Source organism: Gardnerella vaginalis, from assembly GCF_001546455.1.
Lineage (GTDB): Bacteria > Actinomycetota > Actinomycetes > Actinomycetales > Bifidobacteriaceae > Bifidobacterium > Bifidobacterium vaginale_B.
On the sequence record NZ_KQ956810.1, the window covers coordinates 79,408 to 97,474 of the forward strand.

Annotated in this window: 13 protein-coding genes; all 13 read right to left on the bottom strand. The window is 48.6% G+C overall.

Annotation, left to right across the window (positions count from 1 at the left end):
- Window positions 1–138 precede the first annotated feature (138 nt).
- Window positions 139–1,284 (bottom strand): glutamate 5-kinase, encoded by a 1,146-nt coding sequence (proB, locus tag HMPREF3216_RS01275; RefSeq protein WP_060786584.1) that lies wholly within the window; start codon window positions 1,282–1,284, stop codon window positions 139–141.
- A gap of 10 nt (window positions 1,285–1,294) precedes the next feature.
- Entirely contained in the window at window positions 1,295–2,959 is a 1,665-nt protein-coding gene (gene obgE, locus HMPREF3216_RS01280) for a GTPase ObgE (protein WP_060786585.1), read from the bottom strand.
- A 245-nt stretch (window positions 2,960–3,204) separates the two neighbouring features.
- Entirely contained in the window at window positions 3,205–3,456 is a 252-nt protein-coding gene (gene rpmA, locus HMPREF3216_RS01285; RefSeq protein WP_004106248.1) for a 50S ribosomal protein L27, read from the bottom strand.
- A gap of 33 nt (window positions 3,457–3,489) precedes the next feature.
- Window positions 3,490–3,798, bottom strand: coding sequence for a 50S ribosomal protein L21 (gene rplU, locus HMPREF3216_RS01290; protein ID WP_004111933.1), 309 nt, complete (start codon window positions 3,796–3,798; stop codon window positions 3,490–3,492).
- Between the two features lie 178 nt (window positions 3,799–3,976).
- A complete protein-coding gene (locus HMPREF3216_RS01295) occupies window positions 3,977–7,366 on the bottom strand; it encodes an Rne/Rng family ribonuclease (RefSeq protein WP_060786586.1) in 3,390 nt (1,129 codons plus the stop codon).
- A gap of 522 nt (window positions 7,367–7,888) precedes the next feature.
- Window positions 7,889–8,749, bottom strand: a complete 861-nt coding sequence (locus HMPREF3216_RS01300; protein WP_196485413.1) for a KilA-N domain-containing protein — start codon at window positions 8,747–8,749, stop codon at window positions 7,889–7,891.
- Between the two features lie 322 nt (window positions 8,750–9,071).
- Window positions 9,072–10,526, bottom strand: a complete 1,455-nt coding sequence (locus HMPREF3216_RS01305; protein ID WP_060786587.1) for a Maf family nucleotide pyrophosphatase — start codon at window positions 10,524–10,526, stop codon at window positions 9,072–9,074.
- Window positions 10,527–10,566: 40 nt separating this feature from the next.
- Window positions 10,567–11,577 carry a homoserine kinase gene (gene thrB / locus HMPREF3216_RS01310; RefSeq protein WP_060786588.1) on the bottom strand — a complete coding sequence of 337 codons (1,011 nt, stop codon included), beginning with the start codon at window positions 11,575–11,577 and terminating at the stop codon, window positions 10,567–10,569.
- Between the two features lie 49 nt (window positions 11,578–11,626).
- The gene (locus HMPREF3216_RS01315; RefSeq protein WP_060786589.1) at window positions 11,627–13,009 is read right to left on the bottom strand and encodes a homoserine dehydrogenase; all 1,383 of its coding nucleotides are present in this window, start codon (window positions 13,007–13,009) and stop codon (window positions 11,627–11,629) included.
- 83 nt (window positions 13,010–13,092) lie between these two features.
- Window positions 13,093–14,103, bottom strand: a complete 1,011-nt coding sequence (locus tag HMPREF3216_RS01320) for a CPBP family intramembrane glutamic endopeptidase (protein WP_060786590.1) — start codon at window positions 14,101–14,103, stop codon at window positions 13,093–13,095.
- Between the two features lie 12 nt (window positions 14,104–14,115).
- Complete coding sequence (locus HMPREF3216_RS01325) at window positions 14,116–15,261, bottom strand: D-alanine--D-alanine ligase family protein (protein ID WP_060786591.1); 1,146 nt, start codon at window positions 15,259–15,261, stop codon at window positions 14,116–14,118.
- A 182-nt stretch (window positions 15,262–15,443) separates the two neighbouring features.
- Window positions 15,444–16,439 (bottom strand): NAD(P)H-dependent glycerol-3-phosphate dehydrogenase, encoded by a 996-nt coding sequence (locus HMPREF3216_RS01330; RefSeq protein WP_060786592.1) that lies wholly within the window; start codon window positions 16,437–16,439, stop codon window positions 15,444–15,446.
- Window positions 16,440–16,680: 241 nt separating this feature from the next.
- Window positions 16,681–17,562 (bottom strand): lysophospholipid acyltransferase family protein, encoded by an 882-nt coding sequence (locus HMPREF3216_RS01335; protein ID WP_060786620.1) that lies wholly within the window; start codon window positions 17,560–17,562, stop codon window positions 16,681–16,683.
- Between the last annotated feature and the right edge of the window lie 505 nt (window positions 17,563–18,067).

Below are 18,067 nucleotides of genomic sequence, written 5' to 3' on the forward strand. Positions count from 1 at the left end.
AGCCGCGCGAGCGATTTACCGAAAATGTTGCTTAAAACGGCGTGTCGAGCTACAAAATCGGGAAGATTTTCCCGAAAATGTAGCTCAAAACAGCAAAATCAACAACAAAATCGGGAAAACCTCACGCAGCAGCAAGCGCTATAAAAGCACAAGGTTATCGCGATGCACCACAGGATGCGCGTATTGCCGCCCCAAAGTGGCCTCCAAACCGTCCGTTGTAAGCCCCATTATTTGCGGAATCTCGTCTGAATCAAATGCAACTAGTCCTTTTGCCAAGTGGTTACCCTGCTCGTCGTCAATCCACACTGGGTCGCTTGCAGAAAAATCGCCAGAAACACCTACGATTCCAGCCGCCAGAAGACTCGCTCGCCCCGCACAAATGGCCGCAGCAGCGCCAGCGTCAACAATAATCGCCCCGCGCGGATTAGACGCAAACCCAATCCAAAGTCTTCTAGAAGAAGCACGCGAATTTACTGGCGCAAACACGGTTCCAACGGCTTGCGCCGCCAGAGCGCCCGCAGCGTTGCTTGCACACGTTAAAAGCGTTGGAATGCCAGAAACCGCGGCAATATGCGCCGCCTCCATCTTGGTTACCATTCCGCCTGTGCCAACACCCGAGCTACTTGCACCAACTTTAACTTCGTCTAGCACTCTTGTAACATCTGGAACGAAGCCAATCCGCTTAGCTCCTGGCTCGCTAGGTGGAGCTGTGTAAAGCGCGTCCACGTCGGTTAAAAGCACCAGCGCATCTGCTCGCACAATGTTTGCAACAAGCGCCGCAAGCCTATCGTTATCTCCAAAACGTATTTCGTTGCTAGACAAAGCATCGTTTTCGTTTACAATTGGCACAACGCCTAATTCCAACAGCCTAAGCATTGTGCGCTGAGCATTGCGGTAGCGAGAAGGACTTATAGTAACGTCTGCCGTTAGAAGCATTTGCCCAACTTTTAGACCATATTTTGCAAAAGCCTGCTCGTATTGCGCCATAAGCAGCCCTTGGCCAACCGAAGCCGTAGCCTGCTGAGTTGGAACGTCTTTTGGCCTGGAATCAAAGCCCAAAAGCCCAAATCCTGCTGCGATTGCACCAGAAGACACAAGCACAACATGCGCGCCGTTGATTTGCGCGCGACTAATGGCATCTACTAGCGAGCGCAGCTTTTGCACATCCAAATGGCCTGTTGGCGCGGTTAGCGAACTAGACCCAACCTTTACAACTATTGTGTGCGCATTGCTAATTGAACGCCGAACCCCGTTTTCGGTAGGATCAATTGCTTTACTAATCATTATTAATCAATTACTCTCCACGCCCAAATAGGCTCTGTTCGTCGTGCTTGTCGTCGTCTATAGAAGGATCCGCCCAATGCCCTTGCTTGCGTTCCGCCATCATAGCGTCTCGCACGGCACTCTTTGCGTCCATCATAGTGTGATAGTCGCGGCGGCGCTCCGCATTCGTGCGCCTTGCGCCACGCGGGTCATTTGCCTCAAGTCGCAAGTCTTTTCCGCGCGCACCAAGGCTTGCGCCATCCAAACCTTCCGCACCTGCTGCAATGCTTGGATCCCAGTCAAAGCAAACCATGCGATTTCCGCGGCCAATCCTAATCTCGTCTCCAGGGCGAGCACCCTTCTTGCGTAACTCGTCTTCCACACCAAGCTTCGCCAAACGATCCGCCAAATAGCCCACTGCCTCGTCATTGTCGAAGTTTGTTTGCACAACCCAACGCTCTGGCTTAGTGCCAGTAATCGTAAACCAAAAGTCGCCATTTTTATCTTCTTCGCGCTCGATTGTAAAGTCGCTAGCGCTTCCACGGCCATCATCTCTGCGGCGTCTTAATGCTGGCTGCTCAAGCGGCTGAATAACAACGCGTTCTTCTTCGCGCGCGGCCTCTTGCTCGGCAAGCTTTTCGCGCATACTAGCCACCATCTTTCCAAGCGCAAAACCAAGCTCTTTTAAGCCTTCGTGAGATGCGGTAGAAATCTCAAAAACTGGCAAGCCCATTTTTTCAAAGTCGCCGCGCACAAATTCTGCCAGCTCTTTTGCTTCTGGAACATCAATCTTGTTGAGCACAATAATTCTCGGACGCTCTGGAATCGGAATTGCCCCAAGTGGCAAATCAAGCTTATTTGCATATTGCGAAAGCTCGTATTCCAAAGCCTTATAATCACTGATTGGGTCGCGATTTGGCTCCAGCGTTGCACAGTCGATTACATGGGCAATTATTTCCGTGCGCTCAATGTGGCGCAAAAACTCTAGGCCAAGCCCTTTTCCTTCGGAAGCTCCTGGAATCAGCCCTGGCACGTCTGCGATTGTGTAGCGGTATTCACCAAAGCTGACTACACCAAGATTTGGAACAAGCGTTGTAAACGGATAATCTGCGATTTTTGGCTTTGCAGCACTGATTGAAGCTACCAGACTTGACTTTCCTGCAGATGGGAATCCAACTAGTGCCACGTCTGCGATTGACTTTAGCTCTAGGATTACGTCTCGCTCTTCGCCAGGCTCGCCAAGCAGCGCAAATCCTGGAGCGCGTCGCACCTTGTTTGCAAGAGCGGCGTTTCCAAGACCACCAGCGCCTCCTGCGGCGACTACGAACTTGTCTCCTACGTGCTGCAAATCTGCCAAAACGTTGCCTGGCTTTTTCTGCGCGCCTGCAGCACCCTTTGCCTCAAAAACCACGGTTCCAACTGGCACTGGCAGTATAAGATCTTCTCCCTTGGATCCGTCTTTTGTATCTCCCAAGCCCATTGTGCCGTTCTGCGCCACGCGATGCGGCATAAATCGGTAGTCGAGCAAGCTATTTGCATTACGATCGGCTACAAATATAACGCTTCCGCCATTGCCGCCATTGCCGCCATTTGGCCCTGCAAGTGGCTTATATTTTTCTCTGCGCACGCCTGCGGATCCATTGCCGCCGTCGCCGCCTTTAACGTGTACCGTTACTCGATCTACAAAATCGCTCATAACTTTACCTTACTTGATGCTCAATACTCGGGCACATTCCCCCGCGTTTGTTTCTTTTTCCCCGCGTTTGTTTACTTTTTGGCAGATTTTGGGAACAAACTCGGGCAAATGTCCCCACGTTTGTTTCTTTTTGCCCACGTTTGTTCCCATTTCGGCCAATTTTGGAAACAAACTCGGGAAAGTCGTTTGCGAACAAACAAAAAAGCCGCACCGAACGGGGTGCGGCTAGAAGATTAATCGGTCACTCAGGCGGTAACTACGTCAACAACCTTGCGATCGCGACGAATACCAAACTTCACATTGCCGTCTACCAAAGCATACAGCGTGTGATCCTTGCCCAAAGCAACGTTCTGTCCTGCGTGGAACTTGGTGCCGCGCTGGCGAACAATAATGTTTCCAGCCACAACAGCTTCGCCGCCGAACTTCTTAACGCCAAGATATTGCGCCTGTGAATCGCGACCGTTGCGCGAGCTGGACGCACCCTTCTTATGTGCCATCTTGCTGTCCTTTCAGGTTTATAACACCGTCAATCAGGCGATGGCCGTGATCTTGACGAGAGTCAACTTCTGACGATGACCCTTGCGGCGAGCCACGCCAGTCTTGTTCTTATACTTCATAATGCTAATCTTTGGACCCTTAGCTTCGTCGTTAAGAACTTCTGCCTTAACTGTGATCTTTGCAAGATCCTTAGCGCTTAAGGTCACCTTAGCACCGTCAACAACGAGCGCGACCGGGAATTCCACGGTATCGCCCTTCTTTGCATCGAGACGGTTAACGAGGATGGCGTCTCCAACCTCAACCTTCTCTTGATGGCCACCGGCCTTCACAATCGCGTACATAATTCGTTCCTTGCTCAATTGAAAGCTTTACTTTTGCCTCGCGCGCAGCATTGAACCTGCGGCAAGACACCGACTATCAAAAATACACCGACCCCTGTACTAACGTCAAGGGCTAATTTATAAAGCCGAGTTAAACAGTAGAAACCATTGTACTCGAGCCTTATACTTTGGGGCGTTTTTAGTTTTCGGATTCTTCGCTTTCTTCTTGTGATTCGTCTGTTGTCTCTTGCGATTCGCCCGTTTCTTGCGATTCGCTTTCTGCTGGAGAATCGGAGGTTTCTAACTCTTCGCTTGCTTCTTGCGATTCGCTCGTCACTTCCTGCAACTCCTCGGTTGCTGGCGATTCTTCCTCGATCTCATCTATCGAAAAGTCGCCAGCCTCGTCCTTATCGTCCTTGCCGCTATCCAAGCTCTTACGCAAAGATTCCTCAAAGAACGCAGAAGACGCCGCCGCAGCCGCAATCTTAGCCAACTTAGCGCGAACATCTGCACTAGACTCCTGCTTAGTCGTAGGAATTGGATCCGCAAGGCTTCCATGGCCGTGCTTATTGGTCTTAATAAACGGATCTCCGCCCTTAAGCGCGTACGGATCGGCGTATTCCGAAGACACAGTTGGCTCGTCGTGAAGAATAAACCCGCGGCCCTTGCAAGTTGGGCATTCTTCCGAAAACGCCTCAACCAAGCCCTGCCCAACACGCTTACGCGTCATTTGCACAAGACCAAGAGAGGTAACTTCCGCAACCTGATGCTTTGTGCGGTCTCGCGCAAGACATTCAACAAGCCTGCGCAAAACAAGATCGCGGTTTGCTGGCATAACCATGTCTACGTAATCGATCATAACCATGCCACCAATATCGCGAAGTCGCAGCTGGCGCGCAATCTCTTCGGAAGCTTCAAGATTACAGCGAGTTACAGTCTCTTCCAGCGACTTTCCACGGCCAATAAAACGACCCGTGTTCACGTCAATTGTGGTCATTGCCTCCGTGCGATCAATAACAATCGACCCGCCCGCAGGAAGATAAACCTGGCGTTCCATGCCCTTTCTAAGCTGGCTGTCGATTTGCCATTTATCGAACACGTCTTTGCCCTCATGCTCGGCAGGATCCCAGTATTCAATCTTGCTTCGCAAATCTGGAGCCATCATCTCCAAGTATTCGCAAATACGGTCGTACGCACCCTGGCCTTCCACAATCATCTTTTGGAAGTCGTCGTTAAAAATGTCTCGAACAACGCGAATCGCAACGTCTGGCTCGCCTTGCAGCAGCTTTGGACGCTTTCCGTGCAAGAATTCCTGGCGCTTTGCTTCTATGCGATCCCACTGCTTTACAAGCGACTCAAGGTCCTTTTCGATTGCTTCTTCGCTAGCGCCATCAGCGGCCGTGCGAATAATTACGCCCATGTCTTTAGGCGCTATTTTACTAACGATTGCGCGAAGTCGGCTGCGCTCGCGGTCGGATAGCTTGCGACTTACGCCCGTCATTGCTCCAGACGGCACCAACACAAGGAACCTACCAGCAAGAGTTACTTGCGAAGTTAATCGCGCACCCTTATGGCCTATAGGATCCTTTGTAACCTGCACTAAAACAGGGTCTCCCGCCTTAAAAGCAAGCTCCATTCTGCGCGGCTGGCCTTCTAGCCTGGTTGCATCCCAGTTGACTTCGCCAGCGTAAAGCACACCGTTTCTAGCCTGACCAATGTCTACGAACGCAGCCTCCATGCTTGGCAAAACATTTTGCACGCGGCCAAGATAAATATTTCCAACGGTTGCAACTTCTTGAATGTCGGAAACGTAATGCTCAACAAGAATGTTGTCTTCTATTACGGAGATTTGCGTGTGACGATCGCGCTCGCGAACAACCATAAGTCGGTCAACGTTTTCACGCCTTGCCAAAAAGTCTTGCTCCATCAACAAGTTTTGACGGTTGCGCTCCCTGCGATTATCGCGGCGACGCTGCTTTTTGGCTTCAAGCCTTGTGGATCCTTCAATATCCGTGATTTCGTCAATATACTGCTGTTTTCTAGACCTGCGACTTTGCGAATCTGTTTCTACTGTATCAAAGCGCGATTGATCACTCTGGCTAGAATCGTCGGCAGACTTGGACCTACGACGGCGACGCCTACGCGTGTAAATCCCTTCGTCTTGCGATTGCAATTCCTCTGGGTCTGGAATCAAATTGCGGTCTTCTTGAGAAACCTCAATCTCGTCCACATCATACTTGCTTACGCCCGAATCGAAGGAATCGGAAGAATCTTCGGAATCGTTGGAATTATTGGCATTATCTGCGCGGCTGGATCTATCAGCCCTATCAGCCCTATCGACTCTAGAAGAACGCCTACGACGGCGACGCCTTGTTACAACGCCGTCCTCATCGTCTTGCAAATCCGATTCTTTTGCATAGTCTTCATCCAAATCCGCATTATCATTGCGATTGCTGCCAGAATCGTTGCTAAAGCCATCTTCAAAATCAACATTAAAATCGCTGCTAAAATCGCCCTCATCAAGCCTTCTGGAAGCTTTGCCAGCCTTGCGATTTTCGATTGGCGCGTAGGTTATATCGTCGTACTCAAGGTCTTCTTCGATTTGCTCAACCTCGGCAGCAGCCCTGCGCTCGGCGGCGTTAAGTCTACGATTTTTGCGCGTTTTACGAGAGTTTTGACTGGCGTAATCACTGCGGTCACTACGGTCACTACGGTCACTATCACTTGCCTGCAACTCATCTTTAGCAACGCTTCCATCTCGCTCAATTCGCGCGTTTTTATCATCGCGATTTGCCCTGGAGCGCACTCGAATCAGCTGAGTATCGTCATCTTGCAAATCGTAATTCTCATCAAACGATTCGCGGGTAACTTTGCCTTTTGCAGAAGACTTGCTGGATCGAGTTTTGCGTGATTTTCTAGAAGAACGATTGCTATCTTCGCTAAAATCGTCCTTATTTTCTAGATTATCGCTAAAGTCGGAGCCGCTGCCAGACAGCTTACGACCATTGCGCGAATCGCGACTGCTGCGCTTGCTTTCACTTTGACTACGCGAATCGCGACTGCTGTTTGAACCTTCGTAGCTTGAATCTAAATCGCTGCTGGACGCAGAATGCGCACGCTGCGGCAAAACTGGCTCTTGGAATAGAAGCGATGTTATTGGACGTATATGCGATTGAGACTGTGACTGAGACTGTGCAGAAGAATTATCCGCTGAAGTAGCCGAATCTGCACGAGAATCCACACGCGAGACCGGCGAATCTGCACGAGAATCCTCATTAACTCCGCCTTCAACGTGCAACTTCATTGATTCGCCAGCAGCACCAGCAACCCTAACAACACGCCTTCCAGAACGCCTGCGCCTGATTACTGTAGCAGAATTTTGGCCGTTCGAAGAAGCGTCTCCCGAAACAACATTAACAACGCCGCCCACTCGAGCAGACGCAGCGCTAGCAGACGCAGCATTAGCGGCAGCAGCATTATTGTCAGCGGCGCCATCAAAAGCACTAGAATTTACGCTAACATTTTCATTTTCTTTTTTATTATCATCTGCTTCAGATACGTTGAAGCTTTCTCGCGTTACTCTGGGCACAATGCTCCTAGCGAAACGCTGCAATCGTCTCGCGCTCTTAGCCTGGAATAAGCACGCTTATGCGAGCCACCCCTCGGGCTGTTAATAAAGTCTAGCTGCGCGACAGCGGACACCTGCCTCGATTAAAACCATGCGCTAAATCGCGCGAGGGGATCGACGCCGTCGAACGCTTTGGCGGCTTGCAGCGCCACCGTTCTCTAGTATGCCATATTGCAACGTCAAATAACATGCGCTCACGCAAGGCGATTCACACATTACCACATTTGTTCCCTTTTGCCCGCGTTTGTTTCTTTTTGCCCGCATTTGTTTACGTTTTGGGTCAAATGGGAAACAAATGCAGGAACACATGCCCGAGTTTGTTTCTTTTTGCCCGAGTTTGTTTACGTTTTGGCCAATTTGGGAAACAAAAGCAAGTGCGACGACCTGCCTTCGCGCGCTACGCTCTAAGCGAAAAGGCATGTCGGAGCGCACGAAAACGAGGTAAATATCAGTATTAAGCTCAGAATTAAAAAGTGATTAAACTCAATTTTTTAGCACGGAATCCAAACTTTTTATTCCAGAATTATTCAAATTCTCAAGAGATAAAATCTGCGTTCGCGCCAAATTTCTAAGTTCCACCATTCGATCTGCCTGTGGCAAACCCTTAGAAATCAAAACAGCGTTATAGCTTTCCATATTCGCCAATACCAGAAGCTCATTAATACTTGCCTCGTCTCGAATGTTGCCTTTTGACTTAGGATTTGCGTCTCTCCATTGCTTAGCAGTCTTATTAAACAGTGCAACATTTAACAAATCTGCTTCATTTGCATACTTATACATCAACTGCTCAGAAGTCAAATCCTTCAACAAATATTCTTTAATAGCATCCGTATGAATCTTGTAATTAATCTTCGAAATCTCACGGTTCAAATTCCAATTCAGTGAAAGCCTTGAGTTCTCATCAGATTTAAGTCTTTGATAATCTTTGATAATATATAGTTCAAATTCTGCTGAAATCCAAGCTGCAAACTTAAATGCTATATCTTTATGAGCATAAGTTCCACCACCTCTACCGGATTTTACAAGTAAACCTATTGCATTCGTGATTTCTGACCATTTTTTAGGAGATAGCGTAAAAGCATTGCTACCAGCTTCTTTCAAAAACCCCTCGAATTCGATGGGTTTAAAATTCGGATTGTTTAGTCTCTCCCATATGCCTAAATACTCTATTGTACTGTAATTTCTCATCCAGTTTGCAACAACCACATTAGGCTCTTCTTTGTTTTTATATCTCGCAATATCGGTTAAACTAACGTAATCATTCCTAAAATCTTCCGTATAAACCTGAATTGTAAAGCCTTTTGCTTCAATAGTTTCTTTTTTAATTTTCGACATATTAGACATAATATTCCCCTAGTCTTTGCGCAAGTTTTTTACGTAATTATTTTATTTACTTGCTTAGTTTGCTTTATTTTTATGCGCTTAGCACAAACCCACAATGAATCACAAACAAAACTACAAAATCTCGCAAAGCCATAAACTTCTAACAACTAGCAGAAAACTAGCATGCATCAGCGCATAAATATAATTCTACAAAGCAAGAGGATTTCCCGAAAATGTTGTTCAAAACGGCAAAATCGACTACAAAAAGCGGAAGTTTTCCCCGACTTTGTAGCTAATTCACGGCGTGTCGAACTACAAAAAGCGCACAGCCACATGCGCGCAACTAGCGAGTCGATGCTAGAGAATCGAGGCGAGCGCGGAAAGACGGCCAATCCGTGCGCATTGCCGTAAGCAGCTTGAGCTTCGGCACATCATCAATCGGCACCCACTTTATTTCCATACTCTCGTCGTCGTGCGCGCACGGATTCACACAATGCCCTGGCTTTTCAAACGCAAAAACCGTTGTATAACGCCAATTCCCGTGATTTTCGCAATACGCTCCAACAACATCAATGTCTTGAGACGTTATGTTCGCTTCTTCAAACGACTCGCGCAGCGCGCCTTCAATCGCAGTTTCGCCATCAGATATTGCGCCGCCAGGAATCCCCCACGTGCCGCCTTCCGCGCTCCAAAGCGCGCGATGCTGCATAACAACATGACTCACGCGCCCAGTGGCCTCGTCTCGCCTAGCAAGCAGCACGCCAGCCGCGCCATTATGCCCCCAATGCTTGCGCCCACAATCGCACATCACCCATCCGTCTCCTGGCTGATGCACGTTTTCTTTAGGCACTTCTTCGGAAGCTGGATCGTCTTTAATCGCCTCGCCCTCTAGCTTGCGACTATTCCACAAATCTGGCCAAGCGTACCCAAGCTCGCCAACCATCTGCCTTAGCAGCGGCAAGCTGATTCCAAGAACTCCATGCGGATCGCCCTGAATTCCCTCAATAAACGCCCCGCCAAAGCCTTCTAACGTAAAGGATCCTGCCACTTCCAGCGGCTCGCCAGTTTCTACGTACGCGCGAATTTCCTCATCGCTCATATGTGCAAAAGTCACGCTTGCGCGACTCACTTTGCACACGGTTTTGCCACTTTTTGCGTCGATTAAGCAATGGCCAGTAAACAATTCTCCAGTTTTTCCGCTCATTTGCTTGATTCGCTCAAATGCCACTTCAGGAGTATGCGGCTTTCCGTAACATTCGCCGTCTAGTAAAAACATGGAGTCGCAGCCAACAATAAGCACGCTGTTGCAATCTTTACAAGATTCATTCATATGCGCAAAATCGTGAATATCAAAAGTCTTGGTAGGCACTTTTACGCCAGAAAAATCGCGAGTTTGCGCGGTATCTACGTTATGCGTTATATGCGATTGCGAGTCACTTGCTAAAGCGCTACTAGCAGTTTCAGAAGATTCAGATTCTGCATTCTCAGACTCATCCTCAGCCTCAGCAGCCTCCGCTTCCAGCGGATACCCCACAACCAAATCGCCACTAGCCGAAGCTGCTGCATTCGCCACAAGCTTCCACGACTCATACACCGCAAAAGCCTTTGCTCGCGCCAAAATCGAAACGCGCTCCTCGGCGCTCATCTGCTCCACGCTAACACCTCGCGCATTTGCAGCATTGCGCAAAGCCGCTGGCTCATCCACCTCACTCACGTGAATCACAGGAATCACTCCTGCAGCAGCCAACACCGCTCTTCTTGCAGGAGACTGAGAAGCCAAAATCAATGAAACTTTCATATTCCCTCTTTTTGCAACTTCACTTACAACTTCACACAAATTATTCGCGAGTTATTGCAACGCCAATAGAATCAACATGCACGTGCAAAATTTTCCAATCGCAGCCAACTAAAAGCGGTTTTGCAATTTTTTCTATTTCTGCAGCCACAGTTTTTTTGCTTATATTAGTAGCGTTATTTTCCTCTACGGAAGCTTGCGATTTTTCCTCGTAAAACACCGCTGCGCAAGATCCAGCTCCCGAAATCGCAGCCGCAAACCCCTTGTCTCGCAAAGCTTTTACCAAATCCCAAGTTGGTTGCATAAGGCTTGCTCGGTACGGCTGGTGAATAGCGTCTTGAGTAGCTGTAAAAAGCAAATCGTTTCTAGAAAGAGTGGATTTTACGCAAGAATCGGCAGAATCACCAAACGCAATCGGCAATAAGCAAGCGCGCGAAACGTTAAACACGGCATCTGCATACGGCACTTTTTCTGGCAGCGCTTGGCGAGCCATTTGCGTTGAAAGAGTAAAGTTTGGCACAAAAATCGTTGCACGAATTTGCTTAGAAACGCCGTATCGAACTGTGTGGAACTCACTGCCATTCTTCCAACTGGTTGTTAATCCGCCAAAAACCGCTGGAGCAACGTTGTCTGGGTGACCTTCAATAGCCGCCGCAAGCTCAAAAATCGCCTGCCTGTTAAGATCCCCACTATGCGCAAAAGCCCAAGCCGCCGCCACACCTGCAACGATTGCACTGGCGGAAGACCCCATTCCGCGCGCCTGCGGAATGCGATTATGCGCTTCTAGAGTAAATCGCAAACGCGGCAAGCCAAACGCTTCGCACGCTTTGCGAAACGCGCTAACAACAAGATGCGTCTCGTCTTTTGGCAACGTATTTTCGCCTTCGCCATGAATAATCACGCGAACATCTTGCGAATCATCAAGCGAATCATCAAGCGTAAAAACTAGCGAATCCGCATAATCAAGCGCAATTCCTGCAACGTCAAATCCAGACCCAAGATTTGCGCTGGTTGCTGGCACGCAAACTGACACACTGTTGCATACTGGTTTCATTTTGCACCTTTTCCACTCGAGCAGCCTACTCAATTACTCAACTACTCAATTACTCAATAATTCGCAATGCAAGAGGCTTTGCACACACAGCATCCACCTTTTGCAAATCCGCAATAATCGCGCGCAAATCCGCCTCGCTGCAATCTTTTACAAGCACACGCAAATCGCCAGGGCCGCCGATTCCGCAAGCTGGGCAATCACCTTCGCCATCGTATTGAGTTTGGCAAAGCATAGGCAATCGTTCCGCGTTTACTCCATGCGCCTCAAACACATCCATCACTTCGTCGCAAAGCGCAAGCGAGGTATCTTCCATGCTGCATCGTACAACAAAATCCGCACGAATCGATTGCGTGGAAGCCAAAGATTTGGCGTTATACATTGCCACGCTAGCATCATTGCAGCCGCGCGCTATGTTTCTAGCGGCTCCAACAATATCTCCAACCACCGCGCTTGCTGTTGGTGCACCGCCCGCGCCGCGGCCGTAGAACATAAGATCGTCCGCCGCTTGCGCCTTAACAAAAACGGCGTTAAAACTGCCATGAACGGAAGCCAGCGGATGCTCTTTGCTAACCAACGCTGGGTAAACGCTTGCGCTCACCGCGCCACGCGTGTCGCTTGCAACCGCCGCAAGCAGCTTAATCACGCGATTTTCAGTACCAGCCGCAGCAATGTCTGTTGCCGTAATCGCGCTAATTCCTTCAACGCTAACGTCATCAATGCTTACTGGCATCTGGAACGCAAGAGTTGCCAAAATCGCAGCCTTATTTGCTGCATCAAATCCTTCAACGTCTCCCGTAGGGTCCGCCTCCGCGTACCCCTTTTCTTGAGCTGCGCGCAAAGCCGAGTCAAAATCAAGCCCGCGAACCGTCATCTCGTCAAGAATGTAGTTTGTAGTTCCGTTTACAATTCCAAAAATTTGCGTGATTTTGTCGCCTACAAGCGACTCTCTAAGTGGACGCAAAATTGGGATTGCGCCTGCCACAGACGCCTCAAAGCTTAAATCCACTCCGCTTTTTTGTGCGCACTCGTAGAGTTCTGGTCCAAACTTTGCAAGCAACGCCTTGTTTGCGGTTACAACCGATTTTCCGCATTCTAGCGCAGTTTTTACAAATGTGTGCGCTGGCTCTAAGCCGCCAATTAGCTCAACGATTATGTCTATATCTTCGCGTTCGCAAATCGCCCCCGCGTCTGCGCTTAAAAGATCTTTGGCAATCCAAGGCGCGTCCACATCTTCGGGATGCAAGCACGCAACTGCCGCAAGCTCTAGCGGAGCGCCGATTCGCGCCGATAAGTCCGCGTTTTCTTCCACTATTAAACGCGCTGTTTGCGATCCTACTGTTCCGGCGCCTAAAAGACCCACACGGATTGGATCTGCGGCAAAGCAATCGTCATCTGCGCATTGAGCACTTTCTAAATTGTTTTGGTCTAACATAAACGCCTCCTAACTTAAATCAATATTCAATTAAATAAATTCAACCTACACAAACAGATTCAATTTGCACAAACAGATTCAGCCTACACAAACAGCATAAGCAAATTCAGCAAAACGGACGCAATCAAGAATCCCATAACTCCAACAGTTCCGTAAAGCGCTTTTGTTCCAGCGCTCCCGCGAATCTCCAGCGGCGAATCGTAGAACTCAAGGTACCTCTTGCGTCGCGCAAGTAGCACAATTCCAAACACAAACATAACAATCATAAACATTGCATAAAGGCCTATAAACATAAAGCCAGGAGCCAAATCCGCAATCTCTTGCGTGTTCAAGTTTTCAACCTTAATAAGATCTCCGTTTGAATCCATCATGTTGTTTGAAATCCACATTGCTATAACGCTTCCCTGGAAGTTTACAATCATGTGCAAAAATACGCTGTACCTAAGCTGCGATGTACGAACGTACATGTATCCAAACACAAGACCAAGTCCAAAAGCGTAGAAGAATTGGAACATGTTCATGTGGAAAAGCGCAAACGCCAACGCAGAGAACACAATCGCGCGCTTTTCGCCATACACGCGCAACCTGTCTATAATCTGCTTTCTAAATAGCCATTCTTCCACAACTGGCGCTAAAAATACCACAAAAAGCAGCGTTTCCCACACGTTTCCGCCTGCTACAATGTCTGCAATCCTGTTCTCGGCTTTTCCGCCAGAAATAAGCGCAGAAGCAACAAGTCCAATGTAGTTTCCTGCATACATTATTGGCACACTAACGGCAAAGAATCCGCCAAATTGACGCAAAGACATAGTAAACTTGCGAGTTTCTATTGCTGGAGTGCGTCTTAGAACAAGCATTGCAAGCGGCAACGCTATTAAGTATTGCGCAACATCCGAAGAAACAAAGGAGCTTAGCGAAGGACTTAAAACACCTTTTGGAACAAACAAGCCAATCAACTCGCCAATTAAAAGCGTTGCAAGAATCCACGTAAATAGGAACACGCACAGCGACACTCCTACAGCTCCTTGACGTCTGCGCGCAATCGTGTACGCGTCTGGCTGCTGTTTGTTTGCAAGATTACGCTGTTTACGCATTTTTACCTCCGTCTAATCTAAAATAACGCCTTCAATAAGTTTTGTGATTAAATCGCTATAGCTTATTCCAGTTGCTTCCCAAGCCTTTGGATACATGGAAATTGGCGTAAATCCAGGCATTGTGTTGATTTCGTTAAGGATTACGCGGCCATCTTTAGTAACGAAAGAATCCACGCGACTTAGCCCTCTGCCATCTGCTGCTTTAAATGCTGCGAGCGCCGTTTTGCGCACGCGTTGCAAAGTTTCTTCTGGCAAATCTGCTGGCACTTCAACGTGAGAAGCTGCGGAATCCATGTATTTGCTGTCAAAATCGTAGAACTGGTCTTCGCCAGCTTGGCGCTTGTCGAGCACAACTTCTCCAGGCCAGCTGGCTTTTGGTTCTTCACCGTCGCGCGCTGCAAGAACCGCGCACTCAATCTCGCGCGCATCAATTCCCTGCTCTACCAACACTCGCCAATCGTGCTTTGAAGCCTCAAAAACGGCTTGCGCCAAGGCCTTAGCATCGCGCGATTCAACTTTTGTAACTCCAAAACTAGACCCTGCTCGGCTTGGCTTTACAAAAAGCGGATACTCTAGTTTTGCAGCCTCAACTTGCTCAAGAATTTCGTTTGCGTACGAGCCGAAGCGATTTTCCGCGTCACTTTCAAACTTGCGCGCGTCCAGTGCAATTCCAGGAGCAACAGCAATTCCAGCCGCCTTAAAAAGCTGCTTTGCATAATACTTATCCATGCATGCGGCAGATGCCAAAACTCCGCAACCAACATACGGGACTTGCATCATTTCTAACAAGCCTTGCAAAGTGCCGTCTTCGCCGTTTGGCCCGTGAAGAACTGGAAAGACTGCGTCAATATGGCCTAGGCTTGTAAGCGTGCCATCCGCCTCTCGCACCAAAAATCCGTCTGCGCCCTTTGCTGGATCTAGCACAACATCGCGCGTTTGCGCGGTTTTTGTGATTACTGGCAGCTCGCCTTGCTCCATGCGGAAATTACGCGGATCTTCGCCGCCAACAATCCACTCGCCTTGCTTTGTGATTGCAATGCGTACAATCTCAAATCGACTTTCGTCTACAGCACTTAGCACGCCAGCGGCAGATATGCAAGAAATCGAATGCTCATCTGCTTTACCACCATACAAAAACACTACGCGCTTTTTTGTCATTTTTTTCCTCTATATATTTTGAATTATTTTATCTATCTTAGATTATTTTAGTTATTTTAGTTATTTTAGTTATTTTGGATTATTATTTTTGCTTACGATTAACGCGACCACGACTAACGCACTTACGATTTGCATGCTTACGATTTACGCGCGGCTTTCGCAATTGCTACTTTCGCGCTTCACTACTCCTCGCAAACATCGTTATCAAAAAGCATTGAAAGCATCTCTTGGCACGAGATTCCTTCTTCTAGAACGCAGGCCATTGCACTTGCAAGCGGAGTTGCAACTCCCAAACGCTTGCCCATTGCTACAACCGCGCTAGTAGTTGGCACGCCTTCCGCAACACCATTGCTCACAGCTGTTGCTTCTTCAACGCTCATGCCTTTACCAAGATTTGATCCAAAAGTGTAATTTCGGCTTAGAGGAGACCCACAAGTTGCCACTAAATCTCCAAAGCCTGCAAGCCCTGCAAAAGTGCGAGAATCTGCGCCTTCCGCAACGCCCAACGCTGTCAATTCTGCGAGTCCACGAGTTTCAATCATAGCCGCTGTATTTTCGCCGTAACCCGCGCCTCGAGCCATGCCAACTGCGAGCGCAACCACGTTTTTAAGCGATCCACACATTTCTACGCCGATTACGTCGGTGGAAACAAAGGCCTTAAAGTAACTGTTTGAGCAAGCCTTCGCCACCACTTCGGCGTTTGCGCGATTCTCGCATGCCACAACCGCTGCGGCTGGCTGCCTTAGTGCCACTTCTTTGCTTAAGTTTGGCCCCGATAGCGCTGCAAAACGGTTACGCGGTAAGTTCAAAGCCTCGCACACAACTTCGTCCATGCGCTTTCCGGTTGTGCGCTCAATGCCCTTCATAAGCGAAACAACAATCGCATTTTGCGCAATCTTGCCCACAAATTCTTCGAGTGCAACGCGCGCAAACTGTGCTGCAATTGCCACAACTACAATGTCTGCGTTTGCTACAGCTTCTGCTCTATCCCCAGTTGCTGTCATATTTTCTGGCAAACGCTCTACGATTGGCAGCCTCACTTCGTTGCGGTGATTATCTCGAATGCCTTCAACAATTTGCGGCTCTATAGCCCACATCGTCACTTGATTTCCCGCGTCTGCAAGCACCTGCCCAAACGCGGTTCCCCAAGCTCCAGCACCCAACACCGTAACGTTCATGTTTACGCCTAGCCTTTCGATTGTGAGTTTAAACTACTTTGGTAACAAGCCATTCTGTAGCGATTTTCAACTCATAGTCAACTTACAGTCAACTTATAATCAACTTATAATCACACTATTACACAATTCTACACAGTGCGCTTTACGGGCATTTTGTGAAGACTTTATTAATGATTTGCTAATGATTTTGCAAACGCTTTAATAACGATTTACAACTTAGCAAAACGCGCATTTAGTGCGATTATTCTTCCACTCGCTTCATAAGCTTGTAATCGAAGTATCCAGCTGGCGATTTTTCGCCGCGAATCTCTTCCATAATTTCCGTCATACGCACGCGCACGCGACGAGCCAGCTCGGCAGCAGATTCCATAGGCGGCAAATCACCCCACTGCTCCATATCTTTTAGAAGATCCGAATAGTCAAGTTGCGCATCGTAGCACATTACAACGTTCTTCTTTGGCCACGGCCACCAATGATTTATGCTTGCAGCACCCCATGTAACAGCGCAAAATAGCGGAATTTGATGCCCCAGCCTGCGCGATGCTTCGAGCGCAATAATGCCGATTCCTGGCTTCATGCTCATAGGCCATTTTTGCGGGTCGCGCGTAACCGTTCCTTCTGGCCATACGCTAAGCGGCCTGCCGTTTGTTAGGATTTTAATCGATTCTTCTTCGATTTCGCGCGCTTTTCCGCTTCTGCGAGGCACTGGCTGCATGCCAACAAGCTGGAACCATTTTCCTAAGATTGGCCAAGTTGCAAGCTCTGCTTTTGCCATATATCGCGGACGGCGACCTTGGTGGAATAGAGACGTCATTGGCACAAAAACGTCGAACATTGTAACGTGCGTGCAAGCGGTTATAAACACGCCTTCTTCTGGCACGTTTTCCAATCCCCATGCGCGCACTTTGCAACGAGATCTAAGCACGCGAGACGTTCCTTCAAGCAGACGTTCGGTTGCCTTTGGATTTTGCGCGTTGATTTCTGCCGTGTTTGGCGTACGCGCGCCCGTTGGATAGTAATAAGTAGGATCAACTAATTTGTGTGCTCGCGCTAAGCGTTCTACTTGCTCATCGCTGAGCGGCTTAACTGCGCTTCTAGGCGAAGGTTTTCCTTTAGATACCATACGTCTATTGTGCCGCAAACTATAAACCGCAAAATCTTCCATAATCACACTACATGATTACACTAAGCGATGTAGAGATTCGAGATTTTTCGCAGCGGATGAAGCGAACCTCAGCATGAAATGGTGATTCGCTGAAGCAGCAAGAAAAATCGAGAATCTCGGTGATGAAAACAACGCAAAAGTTCTAGATATCCAGAAGGTTTGATGTATTTCTCTACGAGCAATAAATAGCGCCATACTGAGGCCTTGGAATATTAACGTTCATAAGACCCCCGTAAAGGAGTTTTGCTCGCGCGGATTAGCCGCGCTCACGTCTTCGCAGCGCAGAAGCAGTGCTTCTGCTTTGAGCTGCTCAGCGCTCCAAATTGCCTTCTCGCGCTACGCTTTAAGCTCGAAGGCAGATTGGCGCGCCTGCGAGGAGAGAAATACTCAAACCTCGCGCAATACCAAGCAAGGAAAACCGTTCGCGCGTCACAGCGCGCTCACGTCTTCGCTTGCGTTGAAA